The 17,697-nt window shown below is 62.3% G+C and carries 17 protein-coding genes, 2 tRNA genes and 2 rRNA genes; 3 read left to right on the forward strand and 18 right to left on the reverse strand.

Features of this window, described 5'->3' with window-relative positions:
• The 5 genes from VNM24_08050 to tyrS form a co-directional block, all read right to left on the reverse strand.
• A 23S ribosomal RNA gene (locus VNM24_08050) occupies window positions 1–2,850 on the reverse strand; the annotation flags it as partial.
• Between the two features lie 370 nt (window positions 2,851–3,220).
• Window positions 3,221–3,296: transfer RNA gene (locus VNM24_08055), tRNA-Ala, on the reverse strand.
• 6 nt (window positions 3,297–3,302) lie between these two features.
• Window positions 3,303–3,379: transfer RNA gene (locus VNM24_08060), tRNA-Ile, on the reverse strand.
• Window positions 3,380–3,524: 145 nt separating this feature from the next.
• Window positions 3,525–5,070: ribosomal RNA gene (locus VNM24_08065) — 16S ribosomal RNA — on the reverse strand.
• Between the two features lie 368 nt (window positions 5,071–5,438).
• The gene (tyrS, locus tag VNM24_08070) at window positions 5,439–6,632 is read right to left on the reverse strand and encodes a tyrosine--tRNA ligase (GenBank protein ID HWQ38549.1); all 1,194 of its coding nucleotides are present in this window, start codon (window positions 6,630–6,632) and stop codon (window positions 5,439–5,441) included.
• 221 nt (window positions 6,633–6,853) lie between these two features.
• Between tyrS and VNM24_08075 the strand changes: the two genes are divergently transcribed.
• Together VNM24_08075 and VNM24_08080 are read left to right on the forward strand one after the other, a co-directional pair.
• Window positions 6,854–8,086, forward strand: coding sequence for a M23 family metallopeptidase (locus VNM24_08075; protein HWQ38550.1), 1,233 nt, complete (start codon window positions 6,854–6,856; stop codon window positions 8,084–8,086).
• 9 nt (window positions 8,087–8,095) lie between these two features.
• Complete coding sequence (locus VNM24_08080; protein ID HWQ38551.1) at window positions 8,096–9,205, forward strand: anhydro-N-acetylmuramic acid kinase; 1,110 nt, start codon at window positions 8,096–8,098, stop codon at window positions 9,203–9,205.
• A gap of 54 nt (window positions 9,206–9,259) precedes the next feature.
• Here VNM24_08080 and erpA read toward each other — a convergent pair whose 3' ends face one another.
• The 6 genes from erpA to rplM all read right to left on the reverse strand — a co-directional run bounded on the left by erpA (window position 9,260) and on the right by rplM (window position 12,793).
• On the reverse strand, window positions 9,260–9,610 hold the full coding sequence (erpA, locus tag VNM24_08085; protein ID HWQ38552.1) for an iron-sulfur cluster insertion protein ErpA: 351 nt from the start codon (window positions 9,608–9,610) through the stop codon (window positions 9,260–9,262).
• Window positions 9,611–9,661: 51 nt separating this feature from the next.
• Window positions 9,662–10,069 (reverse strand): polymer-forming cytoskeletal protein, encoded by a 408-nt coding sequence (locus VNM24_08090; protein ID HWQ38553.1) that lies wholly within the window; start codon window positions 10,067–10,069, stop codon window positions 9,662–9,664.
• 10 nt (window positions 10,070–10,079) lie between these two features.
• Entirely contained in the window at window positions 10,080–10,805 is a 726-nt protein-coding gene (locus VNM24_08095; GenBank protein HWQ38554.1) for a DUF6776 family protein, read from the reverse strand.
• Between the two features lie 14 nt (window positions 10,806–10,819).
• Complete coding sequence (argC, locus tag VNM24_08100) at window positions 10,820–11,848, reverse strand: N-acetyl-gamma-glutamyl-phosphate reductase (protein ID HWQ38555.1); 1,029 nt, start codon at window positions 11,846–11,848, stop codon at window positions 10,820–10,822.
• Between the two features lie 102 nt (window positions 11,849–11,950).
• The gene (rpsI, locus tag VNM24_08105; protein HWQ38556.1) at window positions 11,951–12,349 is read right to left on the reverse strand and encodes a 30S ribosomal protein S9; all 399 of its coding nucleotides are present in this window, start codon (window positions 12,347–12,349) and stop codon (window positions 11,951–11,953) included.
• 15 nt (window positions 12,350–12,364) lie between these two features.
• On the reverse strand, window positions 12,365–12,793 hold the full coding sequence (gene rplM / locus VNM24_08110) for a 50S ribosomal protein L13 (protein HWQ38557.1): 429 nt from the start codon (window positions 12,791–12,793) through the stop codon (window positions 12,365–12,367).
• A gap of 264 nt (window positions 12,794–13,057) precedes the next feature.
• On the opposite strand from rplM, the gene VNM24_08115 reads away from it, so the two are divergent.
• Window positions 13,058–14,224: a Do family serine endopeptidase gene (locus VNM24_08115; protein ID HWQ38558.1), complete on the forward strand. Its 1,167-nt coding sequence runs from the start codon at window positions 13,058–13,060 to the stop codon at window positions 14,222–14,224.
• Between the two features lie 3 nt (window positions 14,225–14,227).
• On the opposite strand, the gene tatC is transcribed toward VNM24_08115, so the two are convergent.
• From tatC to hisF, 7 genes are read right to left on the reverse strand one after another with little or no spacing between them, the layout of a single operon-like run.
• Window positions 14,228–14,968, reverse strand: coding sequence for a twin-arginine translocase subunit TatC (tatC, locus tag VNM24_08120; GenBank protein HWQ38559.1), 741 nt, complete (start codon window positions 14,966–14,968; stop codon window positions 14,228–14,230).
• 55 nt (window positions 14,969–15,023) lie between these two features.
• Window positions 15,024–15,473, reverse strand: a complete 450-nt coding sequence (tatB, locus tag VNM24_08125; GenBank protein HWQ38560.1) for a Sec-independent protein translocase protein TatB — start codon at window positions 15,471–15,473, stop codon at window positions 15,024–15,026.
• Between the two features lie 34 nt (window positions 15,474–15,507).
• Window positions 15,508–15,732 (reverse strand): Sec-independent protein translocase subunit TatA, encoded by a 225-nt coding sequence (gene tatA / locus VNM24_08130; GenBank protein HWQ38561.1) that lies wholly within the window; start codon window positions 15,730–15,732, stop codon window positions 15,508–15,510.
• Between the two features lie 26 nt (window positions 15,733–15,758).
• A complete protein-coding gene (locus VNM24_08135) occupies window positions 15,759–16,118 on the reverse strand; it encodes a histidine triad nucleotide-binding protein (protein ID HWQ38562.1) in 360 nt (119 codons plus the stop codon).
• Window positions 16,119–16,170: 52 nt separating this feature from the next.
• Window positions 16,171–16,497, reverse strand: coding sequence for a phosphoribosyl-ATP diphosphatase (locus VNM24_08140; protein HWQ38563.1), 327 nt, complete (start codon window positions 16,495–16,497; stop codon window positions 16,171–16,173).
• Window positions 16,494–16,886, reverse strand: coding sequence for a phosphoribosyl-AMP cyclohydrolase (gene hisI, locus VNM24_08145; GenBank protein ID HWQ38564.1), 393 nt, complete (start codon window positions 16,884–16,886; stop codon window positions 16,494–16,496). The genes VNM24_08140 and hisI overlap by 4 nt, the downstream gene beginning before the upstream one ends.
• Window positions 16,883–17,653 carry an imidazole glycerol phosphate synthase subunit HisF gene (gene hisF, locus VNM24_08150; protein HWQ38565.1) on the reverse strand — a complete coding sequence of 257 codons (771 nt, stop codon included), beginning with the start codon at window positions 17,651–17,653 and terminating at the stop codon, window positions 16,883–16,885. The genes hisI and hisF overlap by 4 nt, the downstream gene beginning before the upstream one ends.
• Window positions 17,654–17,697 lie beyond the last annotated feature (44 nt).

The following is a 17,697-nucleotide window of genomic DNA, read 5'->3' on the forward strand; positions in this document are numbered from 1 at the left end:
ATACCCTTGGGACCGGCTACAGCCCCAGGATGTGATGAGCCGACATCGAGGTGCCAAACGCCCCCGTCGATATGAACTCTTGGGAGGCATCAGCCTGTTATCCCCGGCGTACCTTTTATCCGTTGAGCGATGGCCCTTCCATTCAGAACCACCGGATCACTTTGTCCTGCTTTCGCACCTGCTCGACCCGTCGGTCTCGCAGTCAAGCACGCTTTTGCCAATGCACTTCACAGCGCGATTGCCGACCGCGCCAAGCGTACCTTCGAGCTCCTCCGTTACCCTTTGGGAGGAGACCGCCCCAGTCAAACTGCCTACCATGCACGGTCCCCGATCTGGTTCACAGACCCGGGTTAGAACCGCAATAAAACCAGGCTGGTATTTCAACGACGGCTCCATGAGGGCTGGCGCCCCCACTTCTTCGCCTCCCAGCTATCCTACACAGATTCCATCACAGTCCAATGCAAAGCTACAGTAAAGGTGCACGGGGTCTTTCCGTCTAGCCGCGGGTAGATTGCATCATCACAACCACTTCAACTTCGCTGAGTCTCAGCAGGAGACAGTGTGGCCATCGTTACGCCATTCGTGCAGGTCGGAACTTACCCGACAAGGAATTTCGCTACCTTAGGACCGTTATAGTTACGGCCGCCGTTTACCGGGGCTTCGATCCGGAGCTCTCACCCCATCACTTAACCTTCCGGCACCGGGCAGGCGTCACACCCTATACGTCCGCTCAACCGCGTTGGCAGAGTGCTGTGTTTTTATTAAACAGTCGCAGCCACCGATTCTCTGCAACCCCTTCGGCCTTCGACCGCAAGGGCCTACAACCTAGCAGGGCACACCTTCTTCCGAAGTTACGGTGTCAATTTGCCGAGTTCCTTCTGCTGAGTTCTCTCAAGCGCCTGAGAATTTTCTTCCCGCCCACGTGTGTCCGATTCCGGTACGGTCAGCACGCGACTTTGGAATGCTTAGAGGCTTTTCCTGGGAGCAGGGTATCAACCGCTTCGCAAAGCCTCGCGGCTTCGCTGGTCCCGTGCCTTGGCGTCAAGCCCCCGGATTTGCCTAAGGGCCCCGCCTACACACTTCACCGGGACGTCCAACACCCGGCCGGCCTAACCTTCTCCGTCCCCCCATCGCAATCGCGCGCTGGTTCTGGACTATTAACCAGATTCCCATCAGCTACGGCTTTCGCCCTCACCTTAGGGACCGACTCACCCTGCGCCGATGAACGTTGCGCAGGAAACCTTGGGCTTACGGCGAGGGGGCCTTTCACCCCCTTTATCGCTACTCATGTCAGCATTCGCACTTCCGATACCTCCAGCGGCCGTCTCCAGCCGCCTTCACAGGCCTACGGAACGCTCTCCTACCACACGTGCGCCTGACTCAAAATCAGACGCACGCATCCGCAGCTTCGGTTGATGGCTTGCAGCCCCGTTACATCTTCCGCGCAGGACGACTCGACCAGTGAGCTATTACGCTTTCTTTAAAGGATGGCTGCTTCTAAGCCAACTTCCTGGCTGTCTAAGCCTTCCCACCTCGTTTCCCACTTAGCCATCGATTCGGGACCTTAGCTGGCGGTCTGGGTTGTTTCCCTCTCGTGTCCGGACGTTAGCACCCGGTGCACTGCCTCCCGTGGACGCACTCTTCGGTATTCGGAGTTTGCCTTGGTTTGGTAGATCGCTACCGACCCCCTAGCCAAAACAGTGCTCTACCCCCAAAGGTGTCACACCACGAGGCGCTACCTAAATAGCTTTCGGAGAGAACCAGCTATTTGCGGATTTGTTTGGCCTTTCACCCCTACCCACAGCTCATCCGCTACTTTTTCAACAGTAGTCGGTTCGGTCCTCCACGAGGCGTTACCCCCGCTTCAACCTGGCCATGAGTAGATCATCCGCTTTCGGGTCTACACCCGGCTACTAAATCGCCCTGTTCGGACTCGGTTTCCCTGCGGCTCCCCTACACGGTTAGCCTCGCAGCCGAATGTAAGTCGCTGACCCATTATACAAAAGGTACGCGGTCACCCGACCACTCAATCGCTCTGCTCCAGATGCGACTTAAGGCGCACCATCAGCAACTGTTGCATGCAACGGTTGCGCTTCAGTCTTGCCTCCCGCTCGCGGGCGGCTTTCTCGCTTGCATACGCTTCGTAATACACCCAACGCCCAGCGGCCCCCCTCGGGTTGAGGTGTTGCCGCCCGCGTTGTGCTCTCCTCAAGGCGGCGCCTTAAGTCGCTGGTAAATCCGAGGTAAAAACGCGCCTCGGCCACCTCCTGTAAAACGTAGACGTAATGCATCCAGAGCGATTGAGTGGTCGGGCTCCCACTGTTTGTATGCATGCGGTTTCAGGATCTGTTTCACTCCCCTCCCGGGGTTCTTTTCGCCTTTCCCTCACGGTACTGGTTCACTATCGGTCGATGACAAGTATTTAGCCTTGGAGGATGGTCCCCCCATCTTCGGACAGGATTTCACGTGTCCCGCCCTACTTCTCGTGCGCCTAGTTCCACCTGCACCCTTTCGCATACGGGGCTATCACCCTCTCTGGCCGGCCTTTCCAGACCGCTTTGCTAGAGCACAGACTACATCGCACAGGCTGCTCCGATTTCGCTCGCCACTACTTTCGGAATCTCGGTTGATTTACTTTCCTCTGCCTACTGAGATGTTTCAGTTCGGCAGGTTCGCCTCTCGTCCCCTATGAATTCAGGAACGGATACCCCTTGCGGAGTGGGTTTCCCCATTCGGACATCCCCGGATCAATGCTCGTTTGCCAGCTCCCCGAGGCTTATCGCAGGCTGCCACGTCCTTCCTCGCCTGTCATCGCCAAGGCATCCACCACATGCACTTGCTCGCTTGACCCTATAGCCTTGCACACACCCCCCCTTGGGGAGGGGCGGCCCGACCACAAGGCACTCTCATGAGCGCTTGCTTGCCCTGGCGCTTCATCAACCCCTTGGGTCGATGAGCACCACTTCACTACACAATGCAATCTTCAAAACCCAGTTCCGATCACCCCCACATTTGCAGGGCAATCGGATTGACTTCTTCCACATTGTTAAAGAACAGCCCGCCCAGAGGACAGGGGACCGAAGACTGAAGGACAGGCCCCGGCTGCGCAGTCAGCGCAAAGGCCCGCGCACGCGCACTTTGCACTCGCGCCAGTCCTGCGCGCGCTGCTTGCGCCCTCGAGAGGCCCCCTCCTTCTGCCTTGCGTCCTCTGGCTTCTGACTGGTGGAGCTAACCGGGATCGAACCGGTGACCTCCTGCTTGCAAAGCAGGCGCTCTCCCCGCTGAGCTATAGCCCCGTCAGTTGGTGGGTCTGGGTGGACTTGAACCACCGACCCCACGCTTATCAAGCGTGTGCTCTGACCCGCTGAGCTACAGACCCGGCACCTCAGGCATCAGACTGAAAGCAGGCGCGGCAAAGCCGCGCGCGCTTTGCCCGATTGCCGGTGCGCACAACAGCCAAAGCGTGTGGGTGCGTCTGGAGCGCGCCTTGGCGCGGCAGCGCTGCAGGCATTGCGCTTCTCTAGAAAGGAGGTGATCCAGCCGCACCTTCCGATACGGCTACCTTGTTACGACTTCACCCCAGTCATGAAGCTCACCGTGGTCATCGCCCCCCCTCGCGGGTTAGGCTGACGGCTTCTGGTGAACCCCACTCCCATGGTGTGACGGGCGGTGTGTACAAGACCCGGGAACGTATTCACCGCGGCATGCTGATCCGCGATTACTAGCGATTCCGACTTCATGGAGTCGAGTTGCAGACTCCAATCCGGACTACGACGCGCTTTGCAGGGATTGGCTCCCCGTCACCGGTTGGCAACCCTCTGTACGCGCCATTGTATGACGTGTGAGGCCCTACCCATAAGGGCCATGAGGACTTGACGTCATCCCCACCTTCCTCCGGTTTGTCACCGGCAGTCCCATTAGAGTGCCCACCGCAAAGTGTGGCAACTAATGGCAAGGGTTGCGCTCGTTGCGGGACTTAACCCAACATCTCACGACACGAGCTGACGACAGCCATGCAGCACCTGTGTTGCGGCTCCCTTTCGGGCACCCCCCCGTCTCCGGGAGGTTCCGCACATGTCAAGGGTAGGTAAGGTTCTTCGCGTTGCATCGAATTAATCCACATCATCCACCGCTTGTGCGGGTCCCCGTCAATTCCTTTGAGTTTTAACCTTGCGGCCGTACTCCCCAGGCGGTCGACTTCACGCGTTAGCTGCGTTACTAAGGAAGTCTCCTTCCCCAACAACTAGTCGACATCGTTTAGGGCGTGGACTACCAGGGTATCTAATCCTGTTTGCTCCCCACGCTTTCGTGCCTGAGCGTCAGTGCTGGCCCAGGAGCCTGCCTTCGCCATCGGTGTTCCTCCTGATCTCTACGCATTTCACTGCTACACCAGGAATTCCAGCTCCCTCTTCCGCACTCCAAGCCCCCCAGTCACAAGCGCCATTCCCAGGTTAAGCCCGGGGATTTCACACCTGTCTTAGAGGGCCGCCTGCGCACGCTTTACGCCCAGTAATTCCGATTAACGCTCGCACCCTACGTATTACCGCGGCTGCTGGCACGTAGTTAGCCGGTGCTTCTTCTTCCGGTACCGTCATCCACCCCCCTTGTTCAGGAAAGCGATTTCGTCCCGGCCGAAAGCGGTTTACAACCCGAAGGCCTTCTTCCCGCACGCGGCATGGCTGGATCAGGGTTGCCCCCATTGTCCAAAATTCCCCACTGCTGCCTCCCGTAGGAGTCTGGACCGTGTCTCAGTTCCAGTGTGGCGGGCCGTCCTCTCAGACCCGCTACGGATCGTCGCCTTGGTAGGCTCTTACCCCACCAACTAGCTAATCCGGCATCGGCCGCTCCAATCGCGCGAGGCCCTCATCAGGTCCCCCGCTTTCACCCGCAGGTCGTATGCGGTATTAGCCCCGATTTCTCGGGGTTGTCCCCCACGACTGGGTACGTTCCGATGCATTGCTCACCCGTTCGCCACTCGCCACCAGGGTTGCCCCCGTGCTGCCGTTCGACTTGCATGTGTAAGGCATGCCGCCAGCGTTCAATCTGAGCCAGGATCAAACTCTTCAGTTCAATCACTGCTGCTGCCCGATTGCTCGGGCCGCCCAAACGTTCACTCTCAAAGAATCCACCAAGGATCCTTCAAAAAACGCATGAGCACTTCGTCAAACTTCAAGTCACCCAGCGCCAAGATCCAGGCCCCCAGGCCACCTCTCTCGGCCCCTCAAGCCCAAATCCCTTCGCACCAGGCAGGCGCAATTCCCCCGCGCTTCCACTCAAAGCACCCCAAAGCACCCACACGCTTCGGCTGTTCAGATTGTTAAAGAGCGACTGCCGTTTCCGGCAAAGCCGCGCATTATACGGCTCGAACCCGGGGGGTCAAGCGTTTTCTGGCTGAAAATCCTGGAAAAGCAGTCGTCGGCAAGCTGAGCCCGCGCGGCTCAACCCACGATTACCCGGGCGAACCTGCGCTTGCCGACTTGCAGCACGTACGTGCCCCGACCCAGCGCAAGCCCCTTGTCGCTCACCTTGCCGCCGTTCACTCGCACCCCGCCCTGTTCGATCATCCGCATCGACTCGGACGTGCTGGAGGTCAACCCGACCTGCTTCAGGATCTGCACAAGCGCCGCAGGGGACGCACCGGTCTGCAGCGTGAACTCGGGCATCTCGTCGGGAACCTCTCCCTGCTTGAAGCGGGCCTCGAAGTCTTCCAGCGCCCGCTGCGCGGCGGCCTTGTCGTGAAAACGTGCGACGATTTCCTGAGCAAACCGGACCTTGATGTCGCGGGGATTGGCCCCGGAGGCGACCGCGTGCTTCCAGCTCGAGATGGTTCCGGGCGACTCGAACGAGAGCAGTTCGATATAGCGCCACATCAGCTCGTCGGAAATCGACATCAGCTTGCCGAAAATCTGCTCTGGGCTCTCGTTGATCCCGACGTAGTTGCCAAGCGACTTGGACATCTTGTTCACGCCGTCCAGCCCCTCGAGCAGCGGCATCGTGAGAATGCACTGGGCGGGCTGGCCGTAATGTTTCTGCAGCTCGCGTCCGACCAGCAGATTGAATTTCTGATCCGTACCGCCCAGCTCGAGATCGGCTCGCAGGGCGACGGAGTCGTAACCCTGCACCAGGGGATAGAGGAACTCGTGGATCGCGATCGGCTGGCCGCTCCTGTAGCGCTTGCCGAAGTCGTCGCGCTCGAGCATGCGAGCGACCGTGTAGGACGCGGCGAGCCGGACCATGTCGGCTGCGCTGAACTTGTCCATCCAGGTCGAATTGAACGCGATCTCGGTCCTCTGCGGATCGAGAATCTTGAACACCTGCGCCTGATAGGTCAGGGCGTTCTCGGCCACCTGTTCCCGGGTGAGCGGCGGGCGCGTCGAATTCTTTCCGGTCGGATCACCGATCATGCCCGTGAAGTCCCCGATCAGAAAGATGACATGGTGCCCGAGGTCCTGGATCTGACGCAGCTTGTTGATCAGCACCGTGTGACCGAGGTGCAAGTCCGGCGCTGTGGGATCGAATCCCGCCTTGACGCGCAATGGCCGTCCGCTTCGCAATCTTTCGACGAGTTCCGCTTCGACAAGCAGCTCGTCCGCGCCCCTCTTGATGACGTTCAGTTGTTGTTCGATGTCCATGGATCCGGATTGACGTTCGCTCGCGCCTTGCACGATCCGATGCCTGCCCGGCGGGAATGAGCCTTGCATTGCCGGTTTCGCGGTCCGGGCGATTCTGCTAAGCTCGCGCCCGGCAATAATAAGGCCTGCGCATGTACTTGAAGAAAGAAAAGATTCTAGCTCAAAAGGGTCCGGTTCAAGCCTCCCGCAGCAGCGTCAAATGGCCGCTTGTTCTTGCCGCGATGCCCTTCTTCGGTGTGGTCGCGGCGTTCGGTATCGCGCCGGACACGGTGCCCGAGCGAGTCGATATCCGTCAGGTCGTCGAAGAGGTCGCGCTGCCTGCGACCGCCACCGCCCCGCCGCAGGCCGAGCAACGTTACTGGAGAGAGGAGCGGGTTCGCGGCGGGGATACAGTGGCGACGATCTTCTCCCGGCTAGCGATCGACGACACGGAGGCGCTCGCCTTCCTGTTGCAAGCGCGCGACGTCCGGTCGCTCTACCAGCTCGTGCCCGGCCGCGCGGTGCGCGCCGTGACCACCGCGGACGGGCGGCTCGAGCGCTTTACCTACCTCAATGCCGATGGCATGCGGCTGCTGCTGGAACGCACGGAGTCCGGCCTTCGCGTGACCGAGGAAGCGCCTCCTCAGGAGGCGCGCATCGCGCACAGCTCGGGAGAGATCAGCACGTCGCTCTTCGCCGCCACCGATGCGGCCGGCCTGCACGAGAACGTCGCCCTACAGCTGGCCGATATCTTCTCCAGCGATATCGACTTCCACCGCGACCTGCGCAAGGGTGATCGCTTCTCGGTGATCTACGAGGCCAATTACGCCGATGGCGAGTTCGTCGGCGTGGGCCGCGTGCTCGCAGCCGAGTTCATCAACGCCGACCGCGTGCATCGCGCCGTCTACTTCCGCGACGACTCGGGCCGCGCAGGCTATTACACGCCGGATGGGCGCAACGTGCGCAAGAGCTTCCTGCGCTCTCCGTTGGAATTCTCGCGCGTCACCTCCGGCTTTACCAGCGCCCGGTTTCATCCCGTCCTGAAGACCTGGCGGGCGCATCGCGGTGTCGATTACGCGGCGCCGACCGGCACGCGCGTGCGCGCTACCGCGGACGGCGTGGTGCTCGCGGCCGGCTGGCAGAGCGGCTACGGAAAGGTGATCAGAATCCGTCACACCAACGGTTACGCCACCGTCTACGGACATCTGTCGGGCTTTGCGCACGGCATTCACCGCGGCACACGGGTGGCGCAGGGAGAGGTGATCGGCTACGTCGGACAGACCGGACTGGCAACCGGCCCGCACCTGCACTACGAATTTCTGGTCAACGGCGGACAGGTCAATCCCATGCGCCTTGCACTGCCGCCCGGTCCACCGATCACCGAAGCTTCGCGCTCCGCTTTCGCCGGGGCTTCCCAGCCGCTCTTCGCACGCCTCGATATCCTGCGCAACACCAATCTCGCGCAGCTCGACTAGGCGAGCCCGATGCCTGGACTGGACGCCTCCGGGCAACTGTTTCTGGGCATCATGTCCGGGACCAGCGCGGACGGCGTCGACGCCGTCGCGCTGGACTTGTCCGCGACTGTGCCCAAGCTATGCGGGCGGCACTACCAGCCATTCGCTCCGGAACTGCGCGCACGCATTCTGGCCTTGCAGGCCGCTTCGGCCAATGAATTGCACGAGGCTGCGCTGGTCTCGAACGAGTTGTCCCGCTTGTACGCCAGCTCAGCTCTGAGCGCCCTGAAGGATGCACGCAGACAAGCTTCGGAGGTGCGGGCCATCGGATGTCACGGCCAGACGGTGCGCCATCGCCCGGACCTGGGCTACACGCTGCAGCTCGTCAATGGCGCGTTGCTCGCGGAGCTGACCGGTATCACGGTGGTTTGCGATTTCCGCAGCCGCGACATTGCCGCTGGCGGGCAAGGAGCGCCGCTCGTCCCCGCTTTCCACGCGGCCATGTTCTCCAGTCCCCGGACGCATCGGGTCATCGTCAACATCGGCGGCATCGCCAATCTGACCGACTTGCCCGGTAATGACGCGGTGCGCGGTTTCGACACCGGACCGGGAAACGTGCTGCTCGATGCCTGGAGCGAGAAGCATCTGGGGCTCCCGCATGACGAGGACGGACGCTGGGCACGCGCCGGGCGCGTGCTGCCGGACCTGTTACGCCGGCTGCTGGCGCATGGCTACTTCGCGCATACGCCCCCCAAGAGCACCGGACGCGACGAGTTCAACCTGCGCTGGCTGGAGAGCCATCTGAGCGGCGGCGAGAAACCGCAGGACGTTCAGGCGACGTTGCTCGAACTCACCGCCGCGACCATTGCGGCGGCGGTGACGGAGCATTGCCGCGGCGCGGCCGAGATCTACGCTTGCGGAGGCGGTGTCCACAACAGCGCGCTGATGGAGTCGCTCCGGCGCGCCATGCCCGGCGTGGTGGTGGATACGACAGAAATGCTGGGGATCGCGCCGGACTGGGTGGAGGCATGTGCCTTTGCCTGGCTCGCCCGGCGCGCTCTGGAGGGCGCACCAGGCAATCTTCCGTCCGTCACGGGGGCGAGAGCACCCCGGGTGCTCGGCGCGATCCATCGCGCCTGAACATGACAAGACAGGGGGCGCGGGCCTCTTGCTGGGCCGGCGCAACTCGCTCTTCTAGGCGGAGAAGGACGAGCCGCAGCCGCAGGTCGTCGTAGCGTTCGGATTCCTGATGACGAACTGAGCGCCCTCGATTCCTTCTTGGTAATCGATCTCCGCGCCGACCAGATACTGGTAGCTCATCGGGTCGATCAGCAGCGTGACGCCGTTCTTCTCCATCGTGGCGTCATCGTCGTTGACGGCCTCGTCAAAGGTAAACCCGTACTGGAATCCGGCGCAGCCGCCGCCGGTGACGAACACGCGCAACTTGAGGTTGGCGTTGCCTTCCTCGTCGATCAGTTCCTTGACCTTGCGCGCGGCGCTGTCGGTGAAGATCAGCGGTGCCGGCATTTCGCCTACTGCATTCATCGCTTGCTCCTGATGCCCTGTATCCGATTATCGGAATCCCGAGGGTATGGGTCAATCGCTGCCAGACCCTTTCAGCGACACGACTTTTCCTGCACGCTCGTCGTCCTGGTGGACCAGCCGTCCCTGGACGACCGCACCCAACTGGATTTCGATCGTCCGGTAATGCACGTCTCCGGTCACGTTCGACTTCGGCTGCAACTCCACGTACTCGGCCCCGTAGACGGGCCCGATCACGGTGCCGTTGATCACGGCATGCGAGACCCGGATTTCTCCTTCAATTTGGGCCTTTTCGCTCAAAACCAAGGTACTCGGCTGATCATCGGCCGTGAGCACGCTGCCGCGCACGCGGCCGTCGACTCTCAGCCCACCGGTGAACGCGATGTTGCCTTCCACTACCGTGCCGGCCCCGATCAGACTGTCGATCCGATTCTGCGGCTTAGAGGGTTTGTTTCCGAACATCAGCGCCTCCTCAAGACAAAGTGACGGACTGTGTCGACAGCGGTGTCGGGTTGCCGTTTTCCAACACGCGCACCTGTACTCGTTTGACGACGGCGGAAGGCGGCAGCATGAACGTGCCGTCCACACGCTGATAGAACTTGAACGAAAGATTATAGACCTGCGTGTTGTCGTTCTCGGCGGGAATCGTGACCACGGTGGGCTTGCCGCCTTCTTCCATGTCCACCACGAATTGCAGCCTTCCCCGGAACTCCCGCACGCGCTGCCTCGACTGCACGATCAGCAGGCGGTATCGGTACTCGCCGGGCAGCGCATCCGGCTGGACCCGGAAACGATTGATCGTGATTCCTCCGGGTTCTCCGCCAGAAGCCATCAGCGTTTGAAAGAACGCGAGATCTTCCTTCAGCAGCGCGTTCTCCTCCGAGAGCACCTGGATCTGCCCCGACAGATTGCCCTGGGTGGAAAGCTCGATCTGCAATTGACGATCGATAGCCGCGATCTGCCGCCGCAGCGAGTTGTTCTCCTCTTCTAGGTCGCCGTTCAGCTCCTGCAAGCGTGCCTGCTCGCGCTGCGCTGCACTGCGGTCGAATCCGGCGTTGCGCCGGCCAAGGTCATAGGCCAGCAGAGCGATTGCGACCACGAGCCCGACCGCAGCGGCGATGGCGAGCCACCTCCAGTACCAGGCAACCTGGGACTGGACCGCCACCCGAGGCGCGGAGATGCCGAATTTCCTCTTCAATTTCCGGATCGTCGTCATGGCAACAGCGCGACCTGCTCGAGCCCGAGGGTCTCGGGCAGACCGAACATGAGGTTCATGTTCTGCACGGCCTGACCCGCCGCTCCCTTGACGAGGTTGTCGATCACCGAAAGGACCACGACCGTGTCGCCGTTTCCAGGACGATGGATCGCCAGCCGGCAATGGTTCGCGCCCCGCACCGAGCGCGTGTCGGGATGGCTGCCTGCCGGCATGACGTCGACGAACGGCTCGGCCGCGTAGCGCTTCTCGAACAGCGCCTGCACATCGAGGTCCCGGGTGAGTCGCGCATAAAGTGTGGCGTGAATGCCGCGGATGAGAGGTGTCAGATGCGGGACGAAAGTCACGCGCACCCCGCGACCCGCGAACGCCGCCAGCCCCTGCTCGATCTCGGGATGATGCCGGTGTCCCGTCACGCCATAGGCCTTGAAGTTGTCGGAGGCTTCGGAAAACAGAATGTGAACCTCCGCCTTGCGCCCGGCTCCGCTCACCCCGGATTTGGCATCGGCGATCAGGTGCTCGGCATCCACGGCGCCGGCTTCCAGAAGCGGCAGGAATCCGAGTTGCACCGCAGTCGGGTAGCAACCGGGATTGGCGACGATGCGCGCACGCCGAATCGCTTCCCGGTGAACCTCCGGAAGGCCGTACACCGCTTCGGCCAGCAGCTGCGGGCAGGCGTGCGGCATCTTGTACCAGCGCTCGAATGCCGCAGCGTCCTTCAGACGGAAATCGGCGGCCAGGTCGATGATCCGCACCCCGGCCTCGAGCAAAGCCGGCGCCTGCTCCATCGCTACCCCGTGTGGCGTGGAAAAGAACACGAGGTGGCATTGCGCCAGGCGGGGATCGTCCGCGTCCGAAAATCGCAGATCCAGTCGCTTGCGCAGACTGGGGAAGAGTTCGGCGACCCCAACTCCTTTTTCTCTGCGCGAAGTGATGACCTCCAGCGAAGCCTTCGGGTGCTGCGCGAGGATCCGCAGCAGTTCCGCGCCCGTGTAGCCCGTCCCGCCGACGATTCCGACTTTGATCATTGAGCCAAACACTTATGAGCGACAGCGATGATAATGCTGTAACTTGCCGCCGTGCAAACAAAAAAGCCGCCCGCAGGCGGCTTTCTCGCGGCTGGAAGCGAATCAACGCTTCGAGTATTGCTTGCGGCGGCGAGCCTTGTGCAGACCCACCTTCTTGCGCTCGACCTCCCGGGCATCGCGGGTCACCAGACCCGCCTGTCGCAACGCGGGCTTGAGCGAGGCATCGTACTCGATCAGCGCCCGTGCGATGCCGTGGCGCACCGCGCCCGCCTGGCCGGACTCACCGCCTCCGCGAACGTTCACGAAGATGTCGAAAGCCGTCTGCAGGTTGGTCACCTCCAGGGGCTGCCGTACCAGCATGCGCCCGGTCTCACGGGAAAAGAACTCGTCGACGGGCTTGTCGTTGACCAGGATCTTCCCGCTGCCCGGTCTGATGCGTACACGCGCCACCGCAGTCTTGCGCCGGCCGGTTCCGTAGTTGGGTTGGGCTGCTACCGCCATCGGCTTATTTGTTCCTCACACGTTCAGAGACTGTGGCTGCTGGGCGACGTGCGGATGCTCGGGGCCCGCGTAGATCTTGAGCTTCTTCAGCATGGCGTATCCGAGAGGACCCTTCGGCAGCATGCCCTTCACCGCCAGCTCGAGCACGCGTTCCGGAAAGCGAGCCTGCAGCTTTTCGAAACTCGTCCGTGCAAGACTCCCGGGATATCCGCTGTGGCGAACATAGGTCTTGGCCTGAGCCTTGCGGCCGGTGACCCGGATCTTGTCCGCGTTCACCACGACGATGTAGTCGCCGGTATCGACGTGAGGCGTGAACACCGGCTTGTGCTTGCCGCGCAGGCGCCTCGCGATCTCTACCGCGAGCCGCCCGAGCACTTTATCGGTCGCGTCGATCACGAACCAGTCGCGACGCACTTCGTGCGGTTTGGCCGAGTAGGTTTTCATGGACAGCGCAAGCCGGGGCCGTTAGCGAAAGGCGCGCATTCTAGAGGAACGCCGCTTGCCTTGTCAAACCTGCCCATCTTCGACAACACGCGGATTCCTAAGCAAAATCCGCGTGCCGGCGGCGTGCGCGCGAGGCTCGGCGTGCCAGCCATGCGGGCCCGCGCTTCTACCCGATCGCGCTTTGGTGAATAATGCGCTTCGCATCTCAAAGCCCGTCGCCAGCCGCGGTTCCTTCCTGATTTCCTAGACGAGCAAGCAGCGCCAATGCGCAAGCTGTGGTCATTGTTTTCGCAGGCGGTCACGATCAGCCTGGCGGTTCTGTTTGTGGTGGCAACCCTGCGTCCCGACCTGGTGACATGGGGCGGTCGCAACGGTGCCGTGCTGACGATCCGCGAAACAGCCGACGAGGCGCGCGCGGGCGCGCATGCCGGTTCACTGCGTGTCGCAGCCCGCAAGGCGATGCCGGCGGTGGTGAACGTCTTCACCACCAAGGAAGTCAAGGTGCCGCGGCAACCGTTCATGGACGATCCGCTGTTTCGCCGCTTCTTCGGCGACTCGTTCGACGACGAGACCCGCCAGAGTTCCAGCCTCGGGTCGGGCGTGATCGTGGGCCCGGAAGGCTACATCCTGACCAACCACCACGTGATCGAAGCGGCTGACGAAATCGAAATCGCCCTGGCCGACGGACGAAAGGCGCGCGCACGCGTGGTGGGCACCGACCCGGAAACCGATCTCGCCGTCCTGAAGGCGGAGATCTCCGGATCGGTGCCTTCGATCACGTTCGGCAACCTGCAGGCACTGTCCGTCGGCGACGTCGTGCTCGCGATCGGCAATCCCTTCGGCGTGGGTCAGACCGTCACCATGGGCATTGTCAGCGCACTGGGCCGCAGCCATCTCGGCATCAGCACGTTCGAGAACTTCATCCAGACCGACGCCGCAATCAACCCCGGCAATTCGGGCGGCGCGCTGGTCGATGCATCCGGCAACCTGGTCGGCATCAACAGCGCGATCTACTCACGCACCGGCGGATCTCTGGGCATCGGGTTCGCCATTCCCGCCGACCTGGCGCGCAAGGTCATGGAGGAGATCGTGCGCACCGGCACGGTGACACGCGGCTGGATCGGCGTGGAGGTGCAGGATCTTACTCCGGAACTGGCCGACTCCTTCCGCCTCCCGGACACGCAAGGCACGCTCATCGCCGGCGTGCTGCGCGGCGGTCCGGCTGATCGCGCGGGCATCCGCCCCGGCGACATTCTGCTGCAGGTGGAAAACCAGAAGGTGACCGATTCCGCGACGATGCTCAATCTGATCGCCGCACTGGAACCGGGCAAGTCGGCCATGCTCAGCATCCTGCGCGACCGCAAGGAACTTCAGGTCAAGGTCAACGTCGGCAAACGGCCACGCCCGGCCGCTCGCGCGGCGCTGGAATAAGGCTCAGGCCGAATCGGATTGCGCCGCCCGCTGCGGGCGCGCGACCCAGGTCGCGACCACAATTCCCATCTCGTACAGCGCGCACAACGGAACCGCCAGCAAAAGCTGCGAGATCACGTCGGGTGGAGTGAAGATCGCGGCGATCACGAAGGCCCCGACAATCACGTAAGGGCGAATTTCCCTCAGCTTCGAGACCGAAACCACGCCGGCCCGCACCAGCACCACGACCGCGATCGGCACTTCGAAAGTGATGCCGAAGGCCACGAAAGTCGTCAACACGAAATCCAGGTAGGCCTGGATGTCAGGCATGTAGGACACGCCCGCGGGGGCGAATTTCGCCAGGAAGGTGAACACGATGGGGAATACGACAAAATAGGCGAATGCCATCCCGCAGAAAAACAGAATCGTGCTCGAAATCACCAGCGGGGCGACGAGACGCTTTTCATGCTGATACAGACCCGGCGCGACGAAGGCCCATATCTGATACAGCACGAAAGGCAGCGCGATCAGCAGCGCCGCGAGCATCGTCACCTTGACCGGCACGAAGAACGTCGTGACCACGCCGGTGGCGATCATCTGCCCGCTGTTGGGCAGCGCGGCGAGCATCGGTTTCGCCACCAGCGCATAGATCTCGCTCGCCCACGGGAAAAGCGCGATGAAAACCACCAGAAGGGCGACGATGCAGCGCAGGAGCCTGTCCCTCAGCTCGATGAGGTGAGACATGAAGGTGTCGGGCTCGCTCATCGCTTGCTACTGACGGATTTGCGCGACGCTTGAATGGACCGCGGGCGAAGCGCGCCTACTTCGGCGCGGTTTCGGCCCTGGAACGGGAATCGAAACCCAGCTCCAGCTGAGGGGTCTCGTCCTGGGGTTTATCGGCCTGCGCTGCGGGCTCCGGCGTCTGCAGGCCGGAGGCAAGATCGATTCCGCTCAGCGGGGCCACCGCGGATTCCACCGCCTGCCTCGCCTCGCTCTCGGCCTGCTTGACCTCGTTCTCTACGTACTGGACCTGATTCGAAACGCTCTGCTCGATCTCGCGCGCCGCTTCCTGCATGGTGGACTGCAGCTTGCGCAGTTCGTCGAGCTCGATCTCCCGATTGATGTCGGCCTTGACTTCGGCCACGTAACGCTGCAGCCGACCGAAAAGGTGCCCCAGCGTGCGCGCCACGCGCGGCAGCCGCTCGGGACCTATGACGACAAGCGCAACGACGGCGATGAGAAAAATCTCGGAAAAGCCGATGTCGAACATCGACGCACCCAAGAGGCATGGGCCGCGACCGGGCTCAACCCTTGGTCTTTTCCTTGATTTCGCCCTCGATGGTCTGTCCGACGCCGCCGTTCTCCAGTTTGGCGGTCACTTTCGCGTCTTCGTCGGTCTTCATGCCTTCCTTGAATCCGCGCACCGCCTTGCCCAAGTCGCTGCCGATGTTGGCGAGCTTCTTGGTCCCGAAAATCAGTACCACGACCAGAAGAACGATCAACCAATGCCAGATGCTGAACGAACCCATTTCGATTGCTCCTGAAAACTATTCGGTCACTTTACCTTTTGAATCATGCCGGGCAGTGGATCCTTGCCGCCGATTATATGCACGTGAAGGTGTAAAACGTCCTGCCTGCCGATCCTCCCGGTGTTGATGATGGTTCGAAAGCCATCCGGGGAACCTTGTTCCCGCGCCAGGCGCGGCGCCATCAGCAGGATCTTGCCGAGAACGGACTGATGGCGCTCTTCGACGTGCGCCAGGGAAGCGATGTGCTCCTTGGGAACGAGCATGAAATGCACGGGCGCCACTGGGTGAATGTCGTGAAAGCCGAGGATCTCCTCGTCCTCGTACACCTTCTTGCTCGGGATCTCCCCTCGCACGATCTTGCAGAAGATGCAGTCCTGAGCGCTCACTTGTCGGTGATCCCGCCGCTACCGCGGCTGCGCAGCCTGGTTCCCCTCGCGTCTAACCGTCGGTCCGGTCCCGCTTCTCGTCGACTCCCGAGATGCCTTCCCTGCGCCGCAACTCGGCGAGAACGTCGTCCGGGCCGAGACCGTGCCATGCCAGCATCACGAGGCAGTGAAACCAAAGATCCGCCGTCTCGCGGACCAGATGCAGTTTATCACCGTCCTTCGCGGCGAGCAGGGTCTCCACCGACTCCTCTCCCACCTTCTTCAGGATTGCGTCCTGGCCCTTCGCGAACAGGCTCGCAACGTAGGAAGTGCGCGGATCGGAGTTGCGCCGGCTCGCGATCGTCTGCGCGAGCCGGCGGAGGATGTCGGTGTCGATCATTTTCGCTTGTAGATTTGGCCTGGATCTTTCAGCGGCGCTTCGGTGGCGATCCAGCACCCGTCCTGCAACTTGCGAAAGAAACATCGCTCGCGACCGGTGTGGCAGGCGATTCCTCCGCCTTGCCGCACCTGCAACAGCACAACGTCGCCATCGCAGTCCAGGCGTACTTCCGACACGTGCTGAACGTGCCCCGACTCCTCGCCCTTGCGCCAAAGGCGCGCGCGCGCGCGCGACCAGTATACCGCCTGGCCTGTGCGCACCGTCTCGCTCAGCGCCTGACGGTTCATCCACGCCATCATGAGCACCTTCCCGCTGACGGCGTCCTGCGCGATCGCCGGCACCAGGCCGTCTGCGTCCCACGCAACTTCGTCCAGCCAGCTTTCGCTCACAGCCGTACCTCGATGTCGTGGGCGGCGAGAAAGCGCTTGGCCTGCCCCACCGTGAGCTCACCGTAGTGAAACACGCTCGCCGCGAGGACGGCGTCCGCTCCGCCCACGCGGATACCTTCGAGCAAGTGCTCGAGGCTTCCCACGCCTCCGCTCGCGATCACGGGGATGTCCAGCGTGTCGCAGAACGCGCGGGTGAGCTCCAGATCGAACCCCTGCCGTGTCCCGTCGCGATCCATGCTGGTGAGCAGGATCTCTCCCGCCCCCGCTGCCTGCATCCGCCGGCCCCAGTCGATGGCGTCGATGCCGGTCGGCCTGCGCCCGCCATGGGTGAACACTTCCCAGCGCAGCGGCGCGCTGCCCGGAACGCGCCGGGCATCCACGGCCACGACGATGCACTGCGAACCGAATCGGCCTGCGGCCTCTTCCACCAGCCCGGGGTTCCGGACGGCCGCCGTGTTGATGCTCACCTTGTCGGCGCCGGCGTTGAGCAGCCGGCGCACGTCGCCCACTTCCCGCACCCCCCCACCCACGGTGAGAGGAATGAATACCTGAGCGGCAACCTGCTCGACGATCCCCGGGATCAGCGCCCGATGCTCGGCGCTCGCGGAGATGTCCAGGAAGGTGATCTCGTCCGCACCCTGCTCGTCATAGCGCCGTGCGATCTCGACCGGATCGCCGGCATCGCGCAGCTCCACGAACCTGACACCCTTCACGACCCGTCCGTCGGTCACGTCGAGGCAGGGAATGATGCGCTTGGCTAGACCCATCGCATGGCGCAGCGGCGAAACGGTTGAAGATCGAAGGCGCGTTC

The organism is Burkholderiales bacterium (assembly GCA_035560005.1).
GTDB lineage: Bacteria > Pseudomonadota > Gammaproteobacteria > Burkholderiales > Eutrophovitaceae > DASRFY01.

What these genes read in the sequence shown, in the direction of transcription:
- rplM (HWQ38557.1), bottom strand. Translation starts at nt 12,793, where the DNA reads ATGAAAACCTACTCGGCCAAACCGCACGAAGTGCGTCGCGACTGGTTC.
- VNM24_08080 (HWQ38551.1), top strand. Translation starts at nt 8,096, where the DNA reads ATGCCTGGACTGGACGCCTCCGGGCAACTGTTTCTGGGCATCATGTCC.
- tatA (HWQ38561.1), bottom strand. Translation starts at nt 15,732, where the DNA reads ATGGGTTCGTTCAGCATCTGGCATTGGTTGATCGTTCTTCTGGTCGTG.
- rpsI (HWQ38556.1), bottom strand. Translation starts at nt 12,349, where the DNA reads ATGGCGGTAGCAGCCCAACCCAACTACGGAACCGGCCGGCGCAAGACT.
- hisF (HWQ38565.1), bottom strand. Translation starts at nt 17,653, where the DNA reads ATGGGTCTAGCCAAGCGCATCATTCCCTGCCTCGACGTGACCGACGGA.
- tatC (HWQ38559.1), bottom strand. Translation starts at nt 14,968, where the DNA reads ATGAGCGAGCCCGACACCTTCATGTCTCACCTCATCGAGCTGAGGGAC.
- VNM24_08075 (HWQ38550.1), top strand. Translation starts at nt 6,854, where the DNA reads ATGCCCTTCTTCGGTGTGGTCGCGGCGTTCGGTATCGCGCCGGACACG.
- VNM24_08090 (HWQ38553.1), bottom strand. Translation starts at nt 10,069, where the DNA reads ATGTTCGGAAACAAACCCTCTAAGCCGCAGAATCGGATCGACAGTCTG.
- tyrS (HWQ38549.1), bottom strand. Translation starts at nt 6,632, where the DNA reads ATGGACATCGAACAACAACTGAACGTCATCAAGAGGGGCGCGGACGAG.
- erpA (HWQ38552.1), bottom strand. Translation starts at nt 9,610, where the DNA reads ATGAATGCAGTAGGCGAAATGCCGGCACCGCTGATCTTCACCGACAGC.
- VNM24_08140 (HWQ38563.1), bottom strand. Translation starts at nt 16,497, where the DNA reads ATGATCGACACCGACATCCTCCGCCGGCTCGCGCAGACGATCGCGAGC.
- argC (HWQ38555.1), bottom strand. Translation starts at nt 11,848, where the DNA reads ATGATCAAAGTCGGAATCGTCGGCGGGACGGGCTACACGGGCGCGGAA.
- tatB (HWQ38560.1), bottom strand. Translation starts at nt 15,473, where the DNA reads ATGTTCGACATCGGCTTTTCCGAGATTTTTCTCATCGCCGTCGTTGCG.
- VNM24_08115 (HWQ38558.1), top strand. Translation starts at nt 13,058, where the DNA reads ATGCGCAAGCTGTGGTCATTGTTTTCGCAGGCGGTCACGATCAGCCTG.